At 73.5% G+C, this 17,973-nt stretch carries 9 protein-coding genes; 8 read left to right on the top strand and 1 reads right to left on the bottom strand.

Annotation, left to right across the window (positions count from 1 at the left end; genetic code table 11):
* Positions 1-150: 150 nt before the first annotated feature.
* Both ABZ906_RS28875 and ABZ906_RS28870 read left to right on the top strand, forming a co-directional pair.
* Positions 151-1,122: a hypothetical protein gene (locus ABZ906_RS28875; protein WP_361387537.1), complete on the top strand. Its 972-nt coding sequence runs from the start codon at positions 151-153 to the stop codon at positions 1,120-1,122.
* Positions 1,119-3,965, top strand: a complete 2,847-nt coding sequence (locus tag ABZ906_RS28870) for a stealth conserved region 3 domain-containing protein (RefSeq protein WP_361387535.1) — start codon at positions 1,119-1,121, stop codon at positions 3,963-3,965. The genes ABZ906_RS28875 and ABZ906_RS28870 overlap by 4 nt, the downstream gene beginning before the upstream one ends.
* On the opposite strand, the gene ABZ906_RS28865 is transcribed toward ABZ906_RS28870, so the two are convergent.
* Positions 3,947-6,055 (bottom strand): bifunctional glycosyltransferase family 2 protein/CDP-glycerol:glycerophosphate glycerophosphotransferase, encoded by a 2,109-nt coding sequence (locus ABZ906_RS28865; RefSeq protein WP_361387532.1) that lies wholly within the window; start codon positions 6,053-6,055, stop codon positions 3,947-3,949. The genes ABZ906_RS28870 and ABZ906_RS28865 overlap by 19 nt on opposite strands.
* A gap of 163 nt (positions 6,056-6,218) precedes the next feature.
* On the opposite strand from ABZ906_RS28865, the gene ABZ906_RS28860 reads away from it, so the two are divergent.
* From ABZ906_RS28860 to ABZ906_RS28835, 6 genes are all read left to right on the top strand, one after another.
* Complete coding sequence (locus tag ABZ906_RS28860) at positions 6,219-9,755, top strand: CDP-glycerol glycerophosphotransferase family protein (protein WP_361387529.1); 3,537 nt, start codon at positions 6,219-6,221, stop codon at positions 9,753-9,755.
* Entirely contained in the window at positions 9,752-11,383 is a 1,632-nt protein-coding gene (locus tag ABZ906_RS28855) for a hypothetical protein (protein WP_361387526.1), read from the top strand. The genes ABZ906_RS28860 and ABZ906_RS28855 overlap by 4 nt, the downstream gene beginning before the upstream one ends.
* 44 nt (positions 11,384-11,427) lie before the next feature.
* Positions 11,428-13,083: a glycosyltransferase family 2 protein gene (locus ABZ906_RS28850; RefSeq protein WP_361186855.1), complete on the top strand. Its 1,656-nt coding sequence runs from the start codon at positions 11,428-11,430 to the stop codon at positions 13,081-13,083.
* 87 nt (positions 13,084-13,170) lie between these two features.
* Positions 13,171-14,154: a UDP-glucose 4-epimerase GalE gene (gene galE / locus ABZ906_RS28845; protein ID WP_361387523.1), complete on the top strand. Its 984-nt coding sequence runs from the start codon at positions 13,171-13,173 to the stop codon at positions 14,152-14,154.
* A 478-nt stretch (positions 14,155-14,632) separates the two neighbouring features.
* Complete coding sequence (locus ABZ906_RS28840) at positions 14,633-15,427, top strand: ABC transporter ATP-binding protein (RefSeq protein ID WP_361387520.1); 795 nt, start codon at positions 14,633-14,635, stop codon at positions 15,425-15,427.
* Positions 15,424-17,970, top strand: coding sequence for an ABC transporter permease (locus tag ABZ906_RS28835; protein WP_361387517.1), 2,547 nt, complete (start codon positions 15,424-15,426; stop codon positions 17,968-17,970). The genes ABZ906_RS28840 and ABZ906_RS28835 overlap by 4 nt, the downstream gene beginning before the upstream one ends.
* The last annotated feature ends 3 nt before the right edge of the window (positions 17,971-17,973 follow it).

Here is a 17,973-nt window from a genome sequence, read left to right as displayed (position 1 = left end):
GCGAGGGAATGGATCATTAAGGGGTCTAACCCCGTAGCGCACTCCGGGACACACTTTCGTGGGCCAGCCGGGTGACCCGTACGCGGCCACACCCCGCATCTGAGCGAACAACGGGCAAAGTGGGGCAATGCACCACATTGGGTTCACGTCATGACCCCGGCTCTGCCGCCCTTCGTCCGGCGGCTCGCCACCACCGCACGGACCACCCGCTTCCGCGCCGAACGCGCCGCCGCGGGGCGGGGGCCGCAGGGCCTGCTGGCGCCCGTGCATCTGTCGATCCGGGACAGCCGGACGCTCAACCTCGCTGTCGCCGTCCTCCCCGACGAGCGGATCGAGCGGGCCCATCTGCTCGTCTCGCGCGGCCACCGCCGGTTCCGTGTCCCGCTCGCCTTCGAGCAGCACGCCCGCGGCGGCCTGCTCCTCGCCGGTACGGCCACCCTGCGCGACACGCAGGACGTCCCCGGGAAAGCGGACGCCCCCGCCCGCCCCTGCCTGAGCGAGGGCGTCTGGCGGCTCACGGTCGTCACCACCGATGCCCGCGGACGCGTGAAGCGGCGCGGCATCGGTCTCGACGGGGACACCGAACTGCCGCCCACGCCCACCCTGCTGCACGCCCCCGACCCCCGCACCGGCACGCTCATCCGCGTCGTGCGCTGCCGCAGCGGGCGCGCGGTGCTCCAGGTGACCCGGTCGAGGCCCCGCGCCGAGTTGCTGCGGTTCGTGCCCGGCAGCGACGGCATCACCGTGCACGGACGGCTCGTCAAGGCGGGCCCGGGACGGCGGTGGCGCGCGCAGGCCGTGCGGCGGCGGGACAAGGTCACCGTGCGCGTCGGGGCGATGTGGGAGGGCGCCGAGTTCAGCTTCGCGCTGCCCCTCGCGGAGATGGCGGGGGCGAGCCCCGGCCAGTGGGTGTGGGACTTCCACGTGGAGTCGGAGACCCGCGGCACCTCGCTCCCCCTCGGCCGGTGGCTCTCCGACGTACGCGACCCGGCGGCCGCCTGCCCCACCCCCTTCCGGGTCTTCGCGCTGCCGGGCGGCGCCCTGGTCCGCGCCCACGCCCACTTCACCAAGTCCGGCGCCTTCGCCCTGACGTGCTGGGACATCTCGAAGGAGACCTCATGAAGATCACGTATCTGCTCGGCTGGGGCGACGAGATGGGCGGCACCGAGCTGGCCACCTACACCCAGGCGCAGCACCTGGCCGACCGGCACGACGTCGAGATCGTCTCCGTCTTCCGGACCCGCCCCGAGCCCTTCTTCCCCGAGGCCCGCAGCCTGCCCGTCCGCTATCTCGTCGACCGCACGGCATCCCCCGAGCGTCCCGTGCGCGCGTCGCGCCTGGACGAGTCCGCCTGCCGCACCCTCGCCGCGCTGCCCAGCGAACTGATCAAGCCCTCCTGGGAGTCCGCCTTCGACCGGCTCTCCGACGTCGAGATGACCGCCGCCCTGACCACCCTGGACACCGACGTCCTGGTGACCACGACGCCCGCCCTGATGGCCGCCGCCGTCGCGCTCGTCCCGGCCGGGGTCGTCACCGTGCACCAGGAGCACCGCCCGACCCAGCGCCGCGGCCCCTCCGGCGAACCCCTGCTCCTGCACGCGCCGCGCCTCGACGCCCTGGTCACCCTCACCGAGCGCACCCGCGACTGGATCGCGGAGTCCCTCGGCGCCACCGCCCCCGAGCTCGAAGTCATCCCGAACGCCGTGCCCGACGGCTTCCGGCCGCGCGCCGACGGCGAGAGCAAGGTCATCGTCATGGCCGCGCGCCTGACCGGCGAGAAGCGCGTCGACCACGCGGTGCGGGCCTTCGCCGAGCTCGCCGACGCCTACCCGGACTGGACCCTGCGCGTCTTCGGCGGCGGCCACCGCGAGCAGCAACTGCGCCGCCTGATCGACGGCTTCGGCCTCCAGGACCGCGTCGAACTCCTCGGCCCCTGCCAGGACATGGCCGCCGAGTGGGCCAAGGCGGGGCTCACCCTGATGACCGCGGGGCACAACGAGGCCTTCCCGCTCGTGCTGCTCGAAGCACTCGCCGCGGGCGTGCCCGTCGTCGCGTACGACGTCCTGACCGGGCCCGCCGAGATCGTCAGGCACCGCGTCGACGGACTGCTCGTACCGCCCGGAGAGATCCATGAACTCGCCGCCGCCATGAGCGAGTTGATGGGCGACCCGGAGACCCGCCGCAGCTACGCCAACGCCGCCCGCGAAGGCGTGTACGCCCGCTTCTCCAGCGCCGACGTCACCGCGCGCTGGCAGGAGCTGTACTCCCGGCTCGTGGCCCGGCGCGACGCACCCGAGCGCCTTGCGGAGCGCGCGGACCGGGTGGCGCTCGGCGTCGCGTCCGGCGGGAGCGGCTTCCGCCCGACCACGCCGTACACCCTGGACGCCGCGCCCGACGCCGGGGAGCGGGCCCGCGAGGACGAGATCATGGCCGCCGACGACAGCGGCCTCCTCATCCGCTCGGTGGGCCGTCTCGCCGAGCGGCGCGACGACGTCCTCGCGCCCGACATGACCGACTGGAACCTCGAACTGGCCGCCACGGCACTTGAGTCCGAGGACATTCCCTACGTCCTCGTCCGCACCTCGGGCACCACACACACCCTCGCCGTGGCCGACGACGAGCGCGACGGCGCGCTCAAGGCGATCGCCGAGTCCCTGCACGGCCAGCCCGTCTACGCCGAGCTGGTCCATCCGCGCGACGCGGCGCCCGGAGTCGTGCTCGCCGAGCGCCTCGACGGCATCGGCGAGGTCGCGGGCATCAAGCTCTTCAAGCCGGTGACCACGACGACGCTCTCCCTGCGGCACGGCGTCGGGCAGTCCTGCACGGTGGCGTTCTGGCCGCGCGTCGCGGAGGACGCAGCCGCCGGGCCCGGCGGCCCCGACACCCGGCGCGCCCCCTTCGGCACCACCCTCGCCGGATCGGAGCTGCCCTCCCTCGCCCCCACGGCCACCCTCCGCGTCGCCGACCGCACCTACCCCACCCTCGACGTCTTCGCCCGACTCCTCATCGGCGACGTCGACTTCCCCGTCGACGCCGTCTACACCTGGGTCGACGACTCCGACCCCGAATGGCGCGCCCGCCGTGACGCGGCTCTCGGCGGTTCCGGTGACGGGACGTCGCCGGACCGCGGCGCCGTCCGCTTCCGCAACCGCGACGAGCTGCGCTACTCACTGCGCTCCCTGGCGGCGAACGCCCCCTGGATCCGGCACATCTACCTCGTCACGGCGGGCCAGACCCCGGCCTGGCTCAACACGGACCACCCGGGCGTCACGGTCGTCGACCACCGCGACCTGTTCGCCGACCCCGACGCCGCGCTGCCCACCTTCAACTCCCACTCCATCGAGAGCCAGCTGCACCGCATCGAGGGCCTGTCGGAGCACTTCCTCTACCTCAACGACGACATGTTCCTGGGCCGCCCCACCACCCCGCAGACCTTCTTCCACAGCTCGGGCACGGCCCGCTTCTTCTGGTCGTCGGCGTCCGTGCCCGCGCTGCCCGTATCGCCCGACGACGAGGGCTATCTGGCCGCCGCGAAGAACAACCGCGCGCTGCTGGAGAAGGCCTTCGGCAGAACGACGACGCACAGCTTCTTCCACGCGCCCTACGCCCTGCACCGCGGTGTCCTCGCGGAGCTCACCGAGCGGTTCGCCGACGAGCTCGAAGCCACCGCGCGCAGCCGCTTCCGCTCGAACGGCGACATCGCCCTGGTGTCGTCCCTGCACCACCACTACGCCTACCTCACGGGGCGCGCGGTGCCGGCGGGCATCTCGTACGACTTCGTGGACATCGGGAGGCGCGCCGATCACGCGCGCCTGGGCCAGCTGCTCCAGGGCCGCAACAAGACGGCCTTCTGCATCGGCGAGTCCCCGGACAGCGAGCTCGCGGACGAGGAGATGGCGCTCGCCATGCGCTCGTTCCTCGCGGCGTACTTCCCGGTCCGCTCCCCCTACGAGCGGGGCGCCTGACCTTCTGGAGCTTCGAGGAACAGCCGCCGGACCACGCGTTCGGCGGCGCTCCCGTCGTCGTACGGGCAGAACCGCGCCCGGAACGCCGCCCGCAGCTTCGTCGTGCGCACCGTGTCCCACGCATCGCTCCTGAAGAGGTCCGCGAGCTCCTCCTCGGTGGTGGCGACAGCTCCCGGCGTCTCGCCCGCGCGCCCCGACAGGAGGTCGAAGTAGGTGCCGCGGGCCGCGCGGTAGGCCTGCCAGTCGGGGGCGTACGTCACGATCGGGCGGTCCAGGCAGGCGTAGTCGAACATCAGTGACGAGTAGTCCGTGACGAGGGCGTCGGCGGCGAGGCAGAGGTCCTCCACGCGCGCGTGCCCGGTGACGTCGACGAGTTGCGGGTGGCCGCGCAGGCCCGCGTCGGCGCCGTAGAAGTAGTGGGCGCGCACGAGCACGACGTACGCCGGGCCGAGCGAGCGCACGAAGCGCTCCAGGTCGAGGCCGGGCAGGAAGCCCTTCTGGTAGTCGCGGTGGGTGGGCGCGTAGAGCAGCACCGTGCGGCCGTCCGCGATTCCCAACTCCGCGCGGACGCGGGCGATTTCTTCCTGCCCGGCCGTGAAGTAGACGTCGTTGCGCGGGTAGCCCGCCTCAAGGGCCTGGTACGCCGTCGAGGGGTAGACCCGCTCCCAGACCTCCGTGGAGTGCGGGTTCGCGGAGAGGCTGAAGTCCCACTGGTCGGTGTGATCGAGGATCTTCTGGAAGCTGATGCCGTGCGTGCCCGCGGGGTAGCGGCGCTGGTCGAGGCCCATCTTCTTGAGCGGGGTCCCGTGGTGGGTCTGGAGGTAGACCTGGCCGGGGCGCTTGGTGAAGCCGCCGGGGAAGCTGGAGTTGTTGATCAGGTACGTCGCTCTCGCCATCGCCTGCCAGTAGCGCCGTGAGCCCTCGACGACGTACTCGACCCCGGCCGGTACGCGGTGCTTGTGCCGGGACGAGACCACCCACACGCCCCTGATGTGCGGGGCCAGTTCGCGGGCCTTGGCGTGGATGGCGGCCGGGTTGCAGGAGATCCCGCGGTTCCAGTAGGCGCCGTAGACCGCGAGGTGGGGGTCGAGGGGGCGGCGCAGGTCGGTGCGGTAGGTAAGGCGCATGGCGCGGGCGCGGAGCTTCTTCTTCTGCGCCTTGAGCCTGCGGGTGACGCCGTTCCTGCGGGAGCGGCTCTTGCGCTGCGCTTCGTAGGCCGCGTACGAGGCGGTGGCGAGGGCCTTCTCGCCGGGGGTGGCCGCGGGTTCCGCGGGGCCGTACGTGCGGTAGAGGCGGGCCGCGCCGCGGAAGAAGTCACGCCGGTCGCGCGGCGTGACGCGTCCGGGGTCGTCGAGCACGGCGAGCAGATGCGCCGCCGCGTGCGGGACGAGCCGGGCGCGGTCGGCCGAGTCGGCGGCGGCAAGGAGTTCTTCGTAGCGCCCGATGACCGCGAAGTGTTCCCGGCCCGGCGTCTTGGCGAAGCTGCCGCCGCGCCGCTCGCGCCAGCGGACGCAGGCCTTGTCCAGGACGGCGGTGCGGCCGTCGGCTGCCAGGGCCGCGCGCCGCACCGGCACCACGTCCTCGTACGCCCCGTCGCCGAACGCGAGCCGGTGCTCCTGCCAGAAGCCGCGCCTGAAGACGCGGTTCCAGGCGGCGACGGTGACGGCCAGGGGGTCGCCCGTCAGGTCGTCGCCGCCCGCGCGCACGTTCTCCCACCAGTCGACGCGGTCGTGCCCGAAGAGCAGGACGTCCGGGTCTTCGGCCGCGTCCAGGGCCTCGGCGACCGCCTCCAGGGCGCCCGGCAGGAGCAGGTCGTCGCCGTCGAGGAAGAGGAGGTAGTCGCCGGTGGCGCGGTCCGCGCCGATGTTGCGGGCGGGGCCCGCTCCCGCGTGCGCCGGGACGCGGACGAGTTGCGCGCGGCCGTCGCGCTCCGCACACTCCGCGGCGATCGCGGCGGAGGCGTCCGGCGACGCGTCGTCCACGACGATCAGCTCCAGATCGGCGTGGCTCTGGCCGAGCACGGAGTCCAGGCATTCCCTCAGGTAGCCCTGGACGCGATGGGCGGGGACGACAACCGAGAAGCGCGACATGAACACCGAAGGTAGTCACACGGACACGGCCTGTCGAAGACCACTCCTCACTCATTGGGGTGAAGTGAGGCAAAAAAATTGACGAGAACGGGCAAAGGGGATGAATACGCCCGTACTCCCATGATTCCTCCCGTGACTGGGAGCGTACGAAAGGCCGGTCCTCGTGCAGCCCCGTCTCAGCGTCGTCGTGCCCATCTACAACGTCGAGGAGTTCCTGGAGGAATGCCTGGAGTCGATCGCCGGGCAGACCATGGCCGATCTGGAGGCCGTGCTCGTCGACGACGGCTCGACGGACGGCAGCCCGCTGATCGCACGTGAGTTCGCGGCGAAGGATCCCCGGTTCGTCTACGTGCGCCAGCCGAACGCGGGGCTGAGCGCCGCCCGCAACACCGGGGTGCGGCACGCGACGCCGACCGCCGAGTACCTGACGTTCGTCGACAGCGACGACGTCGTGCCGCACGACGCGTACGCCCGGATGACCGCGAGCCTCGACTCGACGGGCTCCGACTTCGCCAGCGGCAACGTCTGGCGGCTGAACGAGCGCGGGCGCCAGCAGGCCTGGCAGTACAAGTGGCTCACCGAGCCGCGCTCGCGCACGCACATCAGCCGCGACCTCGATCTGCTCGCCGACCGCGTCGCCTGGAACAAGGTCTTCCGGCGCGCCTTCTGGGACCGGCACGGCTTCACCTTCCCCGAGGGCAAGCTCTACGAGGACACGCCCGTCATGATCCCCGCGCACTTCCTCGCGGGCTCCGTGGACGTGCTCAGCGACCACGTCTACTACTGGCGGGTGCGCGAGGGCTCGATCACCCGGCGGCGCACGGACGTCAAGGGCGTGCGCGACCGGATCGCGGCATGCGCGCACGTCAGCGCGTTCCTCGCCGAGCACGCGCCGGACATGCGCAAGACGTACGACACGTCCTGCCTGCGCGACGACTTCGTGTACTTCCTCCAGGGTCTTCCGATGGGCGGGCCCGAGTACCGCGCCGCGTTCATGAAGGGCGCGTCGGCGTTTCTGCGCCGCGCGGATCCGGGGGTGATCGCGGGGCTTCCGGTGTCGCTGCGCGTGAAGTGGCATCTCGTACGGGAAGGCCGCACCGACGATCTGATCGACCTCCTCACCTTCGAACAGCGCAACGGAAGCGCGTTCAGGATCCGGGGGCTCGTGCGGCGCAGCGCCGCGTATCCGCGCAGCACGGGCGGTCACATCAAGGTGCCGCAGGAGCTGGCGCGCCTGGGCCGGGGCGAACTGCCGGTCATCGCGCGGGTCCGGGAGGCCGGCTGGGGCACGGACGGGCTGCTGCGGATCAGCGGTTACGCGTATGTGCGCAATCTGGAGGCGACGCGGCCCGGCCACTCCGTCAAGGCCGCCGTGCTCAAGTCGGCGCACAGCAGGGCCCAGTTGAGGAAGGTGGCCACCCGCACCGTCGCCGCCCCGCAGGCCACCGAGAACTCCCGGCAGCAGCTGCACTGCTACGACCTCTCCGGGTTCGAGCTCACCATCGACCCCGAGCAGCTGAAGACGGGCGGCCGGTGGCGGCCCGGCAACTGGCTGCTCGGGGTCCTCGTCGCGGGGCACGGCGCGGTGCGGCGGGCCGCGGTCCGCCCGCTGGACGGATCGTCCGCGCAGTCGGTCGTGCGCGAACTGGGCGACGGGCTCCGCCTTGTCCTCGGCTTCAGCAAGGGCCGCCTGGTGCTGCGGATCCAGGAGTACGTGGCGCGGGTCGACGCCCATCACCGGGACGGCGACGACATGGTGCTCGGCGGCCATCTGCCGAGCCATCTGCGCCCGAGCGCCCTGCGCCTGACGCACAAGCACTCCTCGGCGGAGTTCGACTACCCCGTGACGCTCCACGGCGACGACCGCTTCGACGTCCGGGTGCGGCTCGCGGACCTGGCGGGCGTCGCGCCGACCCCGCACCTGGCCCCCAAGGAGGTCGAGCCCCCGCACGGCGACCGCTGGCAGGCCAACCTGGTCCTGCCGGACGGCAAGCTGAAGTCCCTCGCGGCAACCCTCGATCTGCCGCCCGGCCGCTACGCCTCCCGCGAGGGCGACGCCCGCGAACTCTGCGCGTCGGCGAACGACCAGGGCCAACTGGTCGTCGAACTGACCCGCCAGCCGATCGCCGACCGCGTGGTGTGGAGCACGGACGGCACCCTCACGATCGAGGGCACGCTCTGCGACACGAGCTGGCCCACGGCCGAACTGGTCCTGCGCCACAGCGGCAGGGACGAGGAGGTGACCGTCCCCGTCGAACGCACGGCGGGCCGCTTCCGGGCGGTGGTGGCGCCGGGGGGCGGGGTCCTGCGGGAGGGGCGGTGGTACGCGTTTGTGCGGGAGGCCGCGTCTCTGCGGGAGGGATCGTCTCTGCGGGAGGCATCGTCTCTGCGGGAGGCCGGGGGTGACGTCGCCCCGCCCGGCGTCTCGCAGGACGGCATGCCCGTGCGGTTGCTCGCCTCCGTCTCCGCCGCTCTGCCGCTCCACCAGGAAGTGGACGGGCGGGAGTTCAGCGCCGACCGGCGGTTCGGGGACCGGCTGCTCGTCGAGGCGGGGTCCGTGCTCGCGCGCGGGGAGCGGGGGGCCTACCGGCGGCACCGGCTGCGTACCGCGCACTATCCGCGGCAGCGCGCCGAGCCCCTGCGGGACGCGGTGCTGTACTTCGACGGGGACTCCCCGCGCGCGGTCCACGAGGAACTGGCGCGGCGCGGCGCCGACGTCGAGCACCTGTGGGTGACGCGGGACCAGCAGACGCGGGTGCCCGCCGGGGCGACGGGCGTGGAGGAGCACAGCGCCGCCTGGTACGAGGCGTTGGCCCGCTGCCGTCGCATCGTCACCGCGGGCCATCTGCCCGACTTCTTCGAGCGGCGGGAGGGGCAGACCGTCGTACAGACCTGGAACGGCGCGCCCCTCAAGCGCATCGGCACCGACCTCACCGACACCCTCTACGCCGACCACGGCCACCTCGACGCCCTGCCGAAGCTCTCCCGGCAGTGGGACGTGCTCGTCTCCCCGAACCGTTTCTCCACCCCCCACCTGGGGCGCGCGCTCGCCTACGAGGGCGAGGTCATGGAGGCGGGATCGCCCCGCAACGACGTCCTCTTCTCCGAGGACCGCGGCAAGGTCGCCGAACGCGTGCGCCACGAACTCGGCATCGCCCCGGACAAGAAAATCGTCCTGTACGCGCCGACCTACCGCGACCACCTCGCCTACTCCCCCGGCCGCTTCCGCTACGAACCCGCCCTCGACTTCGCCGCGGCCGAGAAGGTCCTCGGCGACGACCACGTCCTGCTCGTACGCAAGCACCCGCTGACGGCGGGCCGCCTGCCCGGAGCCCGCGCGCCCTTCGTACGCGACGTGTCGTCCCACCCCCGCACGGCCGAACTCCTCCTGATCGCCGACGTCCTGGTGACGGACTACTCCTCCCTGATGTTCGACTTCGCGCACACGGGACGTCCGATGCTCTTCCACGCCTACGACCTGGAGCACTACCGCGACACGGTCCGCGGCTTCTACCTCGACTTCGAGACCAGCGCGCCGGGACCGCTGCTCGCCTCCACCGGCGAGGTCGTCGAGGCGCTGCGCGACCTGGACTCGCTCACGTCCCGGCACGCGGACGCGTACGCGGCGTTCCGCGACGCCTACTGCGACCTGGACGACGGACAGGCCGCGGCCCGGGTCGCGGAGAGGCTCATGCGATGAGCACGACCACGCGGGGAGCCGGACTCCGCACGCGCCGCGAGGCCCACGGCGCGACGGCCCTGCACGGACGCAGGCGGTGGCGGCCGAGCCCGTACGTCGTCTTCGGCGGGCTCTTCTGGATCGTCATGTCCCTCGCCTTCTGGCGGGTGCCGATGTGCTGCGACTTCGGACAGCACGCGGCGGTCGTCGAGCGCCTCAAGGACGACCTGCTGCACCCGCGCCACCCGATGGCGGACCTGCCGGGCGCGGGCAGCCCGTACTACTCGCCGTACGCGGTGGCGCAGGGCCTCTTCGCGAAGGTGACGGGACTCGCGGGCTGGGAGGTCGTGAAGCTCGCCGGGCCGCTGAACCTGCTGGTGCTCCTGACGGGCCTCGGCCGGTTCGTACGGATTCTGACGTCACGTCAGTGGGCGCCCGTCCTGGCGCTGTTCGCCATGGTGGTGCTGTGGGGCACCCGGATGGCGTGGTGGAGCGGCTACCTCGGTCTGATGTCGTTGACGGGGAACCTCGCGTATCCGTCGACGTTCGCGATCGGCCTGGCGTTCTGGGCGTGGGGGTGGGCGGGGTCGCTCGCGAAATCCCCGCGGGGCCCGTGGGCGTACGCGGGTCTCGGCGCGCTCTGCGGGGTCATCCTGCTGGTCCACCCGATCTCGTCCGTGGCCGCGGTGATCGGCGTCGTGGCGTTCGCGGCCTCGGCCCGGCGCCCTTTCCCCGGGCTGTGGACATGGGCGCTGACGGCCGTGACGGCGGCGGTGATCGCGGCGAGCTGGCCGTACTACTCCGTGTTCTCCCTGGTCGGGGACGAGAGCGTCGACTGGATCCACCGGCAGCTCTACACCGAGATGCCGCAGAGGTTCTGGCTCGCCCTGCTCGGCCTGCCCGCGCTCGTGCTGCGGTTCCGCGAGAACCGCCGCGATCCGCTGGTCCTGATGTTCGCCCTGGACTGCGCGGTCGTGGCGTACGGCTGGTTCAGCGGCCACTACACCTACGGCCGCATCCTGGGCCTGACCCTCGTCCCGCTCCAGTTCGCGCTCGCGATCGAGCTCGCGGCGCCACGGCCCTGGCGCCGGTGGCGGACGGCGCTGGCGGGCGTCGCGGCCACCGGGGCGGCCGTCGGCTTCCTCACGACCCAGGCGGGAGCGGTCGTGCCGCGCGCCCTTGACCCGGTGGGCTTCGACCAGCCGCCGCGCTGGCCCGGCTACGGCTGGGCGGTGAGCCAGATGCACCGGGGGGACGTCGTCCTGACCGACGGCTACTACCCCACGCGCTCCGTGCCTGCGTACGGCGCCAACCTCGTCGCGCCCGCCTGGCCGGACAGCTCCCTGGACGAGGACACGCGCAACCACCGCCTCCAGGAAGTGCGCGACTACCTCTCCCCCGACTCGGACCGCGCCGAACGCACCCGGATCGTCCGCCGCTACGACGTCCGCTGGCTGCTCCTCTCGCCCGACCAGAAGGTGCCGGAGGAGGCGGTGGTGGTGGCGTGGGGGCCGCGGACGGGAGAGGTGCTTGCGCGTGTGAACGGCGCGAACCCGGGGAACCCGGGGACCACGGGAAACCCGGGAAGCACGGACCGGCAGGGGACCGCTCACGAGCCCCGCCAGCAGACCCCGCCGAAATCCCCCTAACCCCCCTAATCGGATAATTACCAGCAACCTCTAAAATTTCCCCCGTGGACCTCTCTCTGTCTCTCCCGCCCCCGTCGCCTCAGGTCTGCGTCGTCGTGATCGGCTACAACGACGCCGCGCACGTCGCGGACGCCGTGCGCTCGGCCCTCGCCCAGGGCCCCGCCGTCCGCGAGGTGATCGCCGTCGACGACTGCTCCACCGACGGCAGCGGCGAGGTGCTCGCGGCCCTCGCGCGGGAGGACCCGCGCGTCAAGCCCGTGCGCCGCGCCACCAACAGCGGCGGCTGCGGCACGCCCCGCAACGACGGGATCGAGGCCACGACATCCGCGTACGTGATGTTCCTCGACAGCGACGACGTGCTGCCCGCGGGCGCGGTGGACGCCCTCCTCAAGGCCGCCGCGCGGCACGACGCCGAGGTGGTCACCGGCCTCTGCGTGCGCCGCGAACTGCCCTCAGGACGCGAGAGCCCCTGGCAGCCGATGCTCTACACGAAGGACCGGCTCATCGCCCGTCCCGAACTGCGCACCCGCCTGGTCCACGACACCCTCTGCGTCAACAAGCTCTACCGCACCGACTTCCTGCGCAAGCACGCGGTCCGCTTCCCCGAGGGCCGCTTCACGTACGAGGACTTCGTCTTCACGGCCCGCGTCCTCGCGGCGGGCCCGCGCATCGCGCTGATCACCGCCCCCGTCTACGTGTGGAACGTGCGCCGCACTGCCGCCAAGCTGTCGATCTCCCTGGACCGCGCGGGCATCGGCAACTGGAAGGCCCGTATGGAGGCCCACCGCATGTCGGTCGACATCCTCCGCGATGCGCGGAGCCCGTCGGGCACGGCGGGCAAACGGCTCGCGCAGGCATCGCGCGCGAAGTTCGTCGACCACAGCCTGCGGATGTACGCGCGCGAACTCACCACACGCAGCGCCGAGTACCGCGCGGAGTGGTGGACGGTCACCCGCGCCTACCTCGCGACCTTCGACACCGCCGACCTGGACGCGGCCCCCGCGCCCGGCAGGGTCATCGCCCGCGTGATCCTCGCCTCCCCCGAACCGCGCGACCTGACCCGCCTCCAGGAGGTGGCCGCCCGCCCCGCACGCCTCTCGCCGCCCTACGCCCGCTCGCCCGACGGCACCACGCCCGCCTGGTCCCCCGACCTGCCCCAGGTCACCCTGGAACACCTCCTCGTACGCCCCATCCGCCTGCTCCCCCTCGCGGTCGACGCCGAACTGCGCCCCCGCGCCCGCGGCAGCCACCTGACGCTGCGGCTGCACGAGCTGTACGGGAGGGTGGCCGACGCGGGCCCGACCACGGTCGACGTGGAACTCGTCCCGCGGGGCGGCGACGGCCCGGTGCTGCGCCGTACGACAGCCCTCAACCCCGCCGATTCCGGGGACGCCGAGGAAACGGACAGCTGGGTGACCCGGGTCGTCCTCGACCTCGGCTCGCTCGGCGGCGGCGTATGGGACCTGCGGCTGCGCCTCCACTTCCGCGACGGAACGGCACGCGAGACGACGGCACGGGCGGTCGCGGGGCCCGGACTGCTGCGGCGCACGGCACTGCCCTCACGCCGGGGCCTGCTCCTCGCCCAGCCGTACGCCACGCAGGCCGGGAACCTGGCGGTGCGGCTCGCGCCGGGGGTGCGGGGCGTGGCGGGGGTCGTGCGCAGGCGGCTCGCGCGCTGGACGGGCGGCGGCGGGCGCTGACGCGGCCCGTATACGGGGCTCTGCGAGACTGCACCGTCCGGGACGGAACGACTCCGGGACGACACCACAGGGAAGGGCCCACTGACGATGACCTGGCTGATCACCGGCGGCGCCGGCTACATCGGGGCACACGTGGTCCGCGCCATGACGGAGGCGGGCGAGCGGGCCGTGGTCTACGACGACCTGTCCACGGGCATCGCCGAGCGCGTTCCCCGGGGCGTGCCGCTGGTGATCGGATCGACGCTGGACAAGGACCTGCTGTCCCGCACGCTGGCGGAGCACGCGATCACCGGTGTCGTGCATCTGGCGGGGAAGAAGCAGGTGGGCGAGTCGGTGGACATCCCGCTGCACTACTACCACGAGAACGTGGAGGGGCTGCGGGTCCTGCTCTCTGCGGTGACGGAGGCCGGTGTCGCCTCCTTCGTCTTCTCCTCGTCGGCCGCGGTGTACGGCATGCCCGACGTGGACCTGGTGACGGAGGAGACCCCCTGCCTCCCGATGAGCCCGTACGGCGAGACGAAGCTGGCCGGCGAGTGGCTGGTCCGCGCGACGGGCCGGGCGCACGGCCTGTCGACGGCATCCCTGCGGTACTTCAACGTGGCGGGCGCGGCAAGCCCCGACCTGGCGGACACGGGCGTCTTCAACCTGATCCCGATGGTCTTCGAGAAGCTCACGGACGGCGAGTCCCCGCGCGTCTTCGGCGCGGACTACCCGACTCCGGACGGTACGTGCGTACGGGACTACATCCACGTCGCCGACCTCGCCGAGGCCCATGTGGCGACGGCCCGCAAGCTGGCCACGGCGCCGCGCGGCACCGACCTGACGCTCAACATCGGCCGCGGCGAGGGCGTCTCGGTCCAGGAGATGGCCACCCTGATCAACGAGGTCACCGGCTACGACCGCCCACCCACCGTCACGCCCCGCCGCCCCGGCGACCCGGCCCGAGTCGTGGCATCGGCGACCCGCGCCGCCACAGAACTCGGCTGGTCGGCCAAGCGGGACGTACGCGAGATGGTGACATCGGCGTGGGCGGGGTGGGTCCGCTCGCATCCGGGGGCGGGGCGGGGGTAGTCGGCGGGGGCGGGGCGGGAGTAGTCGCCCGTGGGGGTCGGCGCGGGCACAGCCACCCAGGGCCAGCGCGGACGTAGTCGCCTGGGGGCGACGCAGGCGCAGCCGCCCAGAGGCGGCGCAGGCATAGCCGCCCGGGGCCAGCGCGGGCACAGCCCCCGGGGCCGGAAAGCAGGCGCTCGGCGCGGAAATACGCCGCCGGAGCTGGCGCCGGAGCGCGCCGCCGGGACCGGATCACGCCGTCGGATTCCTTCCGGCGTGCGGCTCCGCACCCGACTTCGTCCCGGCGTGCGGCGTCGCGCCCGGCACCCCGGCGCATCCCGCGAGGGCCGGGCGGCGGCCCGTGTCCGGCCGCCCGCACCCCCGCCGTTGGTGTAGCCGGCTACACCCCCGCTCCGGGACCGTGCTCTCTCGTCCCTCCGACCCCTGCTGCCTAGCGTTTTCGGTGGCAGTGGCGGTCGGAGAGAGGGAGCTTTCGGCGATGTTCAGGCGGCACGGTTCCGCGGCAGGAACCCTGGCAGGACCCCCGGAAAGCGATCCGTCGGGCGGCGTCGACGCGCTGCGGCTCGACGGGGTGACCCGGACCTACCGGCGCGGCGGGCCCCCCGCGCTCGCGCCCCTGCGACTCGCCCTGCCGCGCGGCAGGTTCCTCGCCGTGATGGGGCCCTCCGGGTCCGGCAAGTCCACGCTGCTGCAGTGCGCGGCCGGGCTCGACCGGCCGAGCGCCGGAACCGTACACATCGGGGGTGTGGACATCGGCTCCCTCAAGGAGGCCGCCCTCACCCGGCTGCGGCGCGAGCGCGTCGGGTTCGTGTTCCAGGCGCACAATCTCGTGCCGTCGCTCAGCGTCGCCGAGAACGTCGCCCTGCCGCTGCTCCTGGGCGGCGCGCCCGACGACGGCCGCGTCTCGCTCGGCCTCGCCGAGGTCGGACTCGGCGACCGCGGGGACGACCGCCCCGCCGAACTCTCCGGCGGCCAGCAGCAACGCGTGGCCATCGCCCGCGCCCTGGTCACCCGCCCGGAGGTCGTCTTCGCCGACGAGCCGACCGGCGCCCTCGATCCCGTGACCGCGCACGGCGTGCTCGCGCTGCTGCGCAAGGCCGTCGACCAGGACGGCCACACCGTGGTGATGGTGACCCACGACCCGGCCGCGGCGGCCTGGGCGGACGAAGCCCTCTTCCTCTCCGCCGGGCACGTGGCCACCCGGCTCCTCCAGCCGGACAGCGCCCAGGTGGGCGCCGTCATGCGCGACCTGGGACGGCAGGCGGCGGCATGAACAAGCACCGGAACGTCACCGCGCTCCTCGCCTCGCGCGCCGCCCGCATGCACCGCAAGGCCTGGGCGGCGGTCTTCGCCGCCCTCGCCCTCACCTCCCTCCTGCTGGGCTCCTTCGGCCTGGCGCTCGCCTCGGCGGGACTCGGGCACGCGCGCGTGGAGCGCTACGCCGCCGCCGACCTCGTCGTCACCGGCGACCAGAGCACCCGCTTCACGGCGAAGCCGTGGGGCAGCGAGCCCGAGACGGCGACGGCGGGCCTGACCGAACGGGTGCGGGTTCCGCGTGCGGCCCTCGCGGCGGTGCGCGAGGTCTCCGGGGTCCGTTCGGCCGTCGCGGACGAGGTCTTCCGGCTGGGTGTGCGGGGCGGGGCGGAGGCGCGGGGCGGTACGGCCACCGGGCGTCCGTGGAGCGCGGCCCGGTTGGCTCCCCATGTCCTACGGGACGGGACAGGCCCGAAGCGCTCCGGCGAGGTCGTCGTGGGCGAGGGAACGGCCCGCGTCGGCGACCGGATCACGGTCCGCGCCTCCGGCACCGACGCCGCGTACGAGGTGACCGGCGTCGCCGAAGGCCCCCGCGCCGCCGTCTACTTCACCTCTGCCGAGGCGCGGCGTCTGGCCGGTCACCCCGGATCGGTGGCAGCGATAGGCGTCACGGCGGACCCCGGCACCAGCGCGTCCGCCCTGCACGCGCGCGTGCGGCGCGCCCTGGACTCGGCGGATCTGAGGAGCGTGGGGCACCGGGCGGACGGAGACGGGGCGGGGCTGCGCGTCCTGACGGGGAACGGGCGCGGCGGCGCCGAGTTCCTCCAGGTCGCCCCGGCCCGCGCGCTCATGCTCGCGCTGCTGGCTTCCGTGGCCGCCACCGTCGTACTCATCGCGCTGCTCGTCGTGTCGTCGACGATCGTGCAGGCGCTCCAGCAACGCTCCCGTGAACTGGGTCTGTTGCGGGCGGTCGGTGCGACGCCGCGGCAGCTGCGGGGCGCGGTGGGCCGGGAGGCGGGGCGGGTCGCGGTGGTGGCGGCGCTGGCGGGCGCGGTCGCGGCGATACCCGCCTTCCTCGGTCTGCGCGCGCTCCTGGAGGCCCGCGGCGCGATACCGCCGGGGATGGAACTCCCCCTCCCACTCTGGCTGTTGCCCGCCCCGCTGGTGACGGCGGGCCTGACGGTCCTCACCGCCCGCCTGGCGGCGCTGATCGCGTGCGCGAGGACGGCGAAGGTGCGGCCCGCGGAGGCGTTGCGCGAGGCGGCGCCCGGTACGGCCCGCAAGGTCACCGGCCTCGTGCTGCTGTTCCTGGGCGTGAGCTCGGCGGGCACGGCCACGCTCCAGCGGGGCGAGACGGCGGCGGCCGCAGCCAGTGCGGCGGCGGTGGTCCTCGTCATCGGCTGCGCGCTGCTCGGTCCGTGGATCGCGGAGGGCGCGATGCGGGTGCTCGGGGCGCCGATGCGCAGGTTCGGCGGCCCGGGAGGCCACCTCGCGGCGGCCAACTGCACCGCTTCGGCGAAGCGGCTGGGGGCGGCGATCACCCCGGTCGTCCTGGTGACGGCGTTCGTCCTGGTCCAGCTCTCCGCCGGTACGACGATGACGCACGCGGCGGGCGCGCAGGCGCGGGACGCGGCGCGGGCGGACTTCGCGGTGACCGCGCAGGGCGGCCTGACCGAGGGCACGCTGGAGCGGGTCCGCAAGGCGCCCGGCGTTCAGGCCGCGACCGCCGTCACCCGGAGCACGGTGGTCCTGGCCCGCCGCGAGACGGGCTCACCCCGTCTGGACCGCCTGCCGGTGCTCGGCGTCACTCCGGGCGGCCTCGCCCGGACGCTGGACCCGGGTGTCAGGGACGGCGACATCGACGAGCTGCGTCCCGGCACGGTGGCGCTGGGCCGTGACCAGGCGCGCGCCCTGGACGCGGGGCCGGGCTCGACGGTGACGGTGCGCTTCGGGGACGGGACCGAGGCACGGCTGAGGGTGGTGGCGACGTACGACAGGGAACTGGCGCTGGGCGGCTTCCTCTTCTCCCACGAACAACTGCTCGGCCATACGTCATCGCCGACCCGCATCCTGGTCACGGCGACCGGCACCACCCCCGCCGCTCTGCGTGCGGCGGCCCCCGGAGCGCAGGTCGAACGAAACCCCGCCCCCGAACGCCTCGAACCGGAGGACCAGGCGCTGGGCGAGGTGGTGACCGTGGCGGCGGTCGGCGCGATCGGCGGCTTCACGGTCATCGCCGTCCTGAGCACGCTCTGCCTGATCACCGTCGGCCGCCGCCCCGAACTCTCCCTCCTGCGCCTCGCGGGAGCCGGGCGGTCCCAACTCCGCCGCATGCTGGGCCTGGAGGCAGCAGCCTCAGCCCTGACGGGCCTCACCGTCGGCGCCGCGGTGGCCTCGATCCCTCTCCTGGCCTTCAGCGCGTCGGTGGCCCGCACGGTGCCGCACGTTGCGGCGTCGCAGGCGGGGCTCGTGGCGCTGGTGATCGCGGCCACGGCAGCCGCGGGCACGTTCCCACCGGCCCGCCGGGCGCTCAGGGGCCGCTACCCCGCGCAGGGGCGCTAGCGG

Source organism: Streptomyces sp. NPDC046925, assembly GCF_040644915.1.
Lineage (GTDB): Bacteria > Actinomycetota > Actinomycetes > Streptomycetales > Streptomycetaceae > Streptomyces.
Note: the sequence above shows the minus strand (reverse complement) of the source record. Positions and strands in the feature narration are given on the sequence as shown.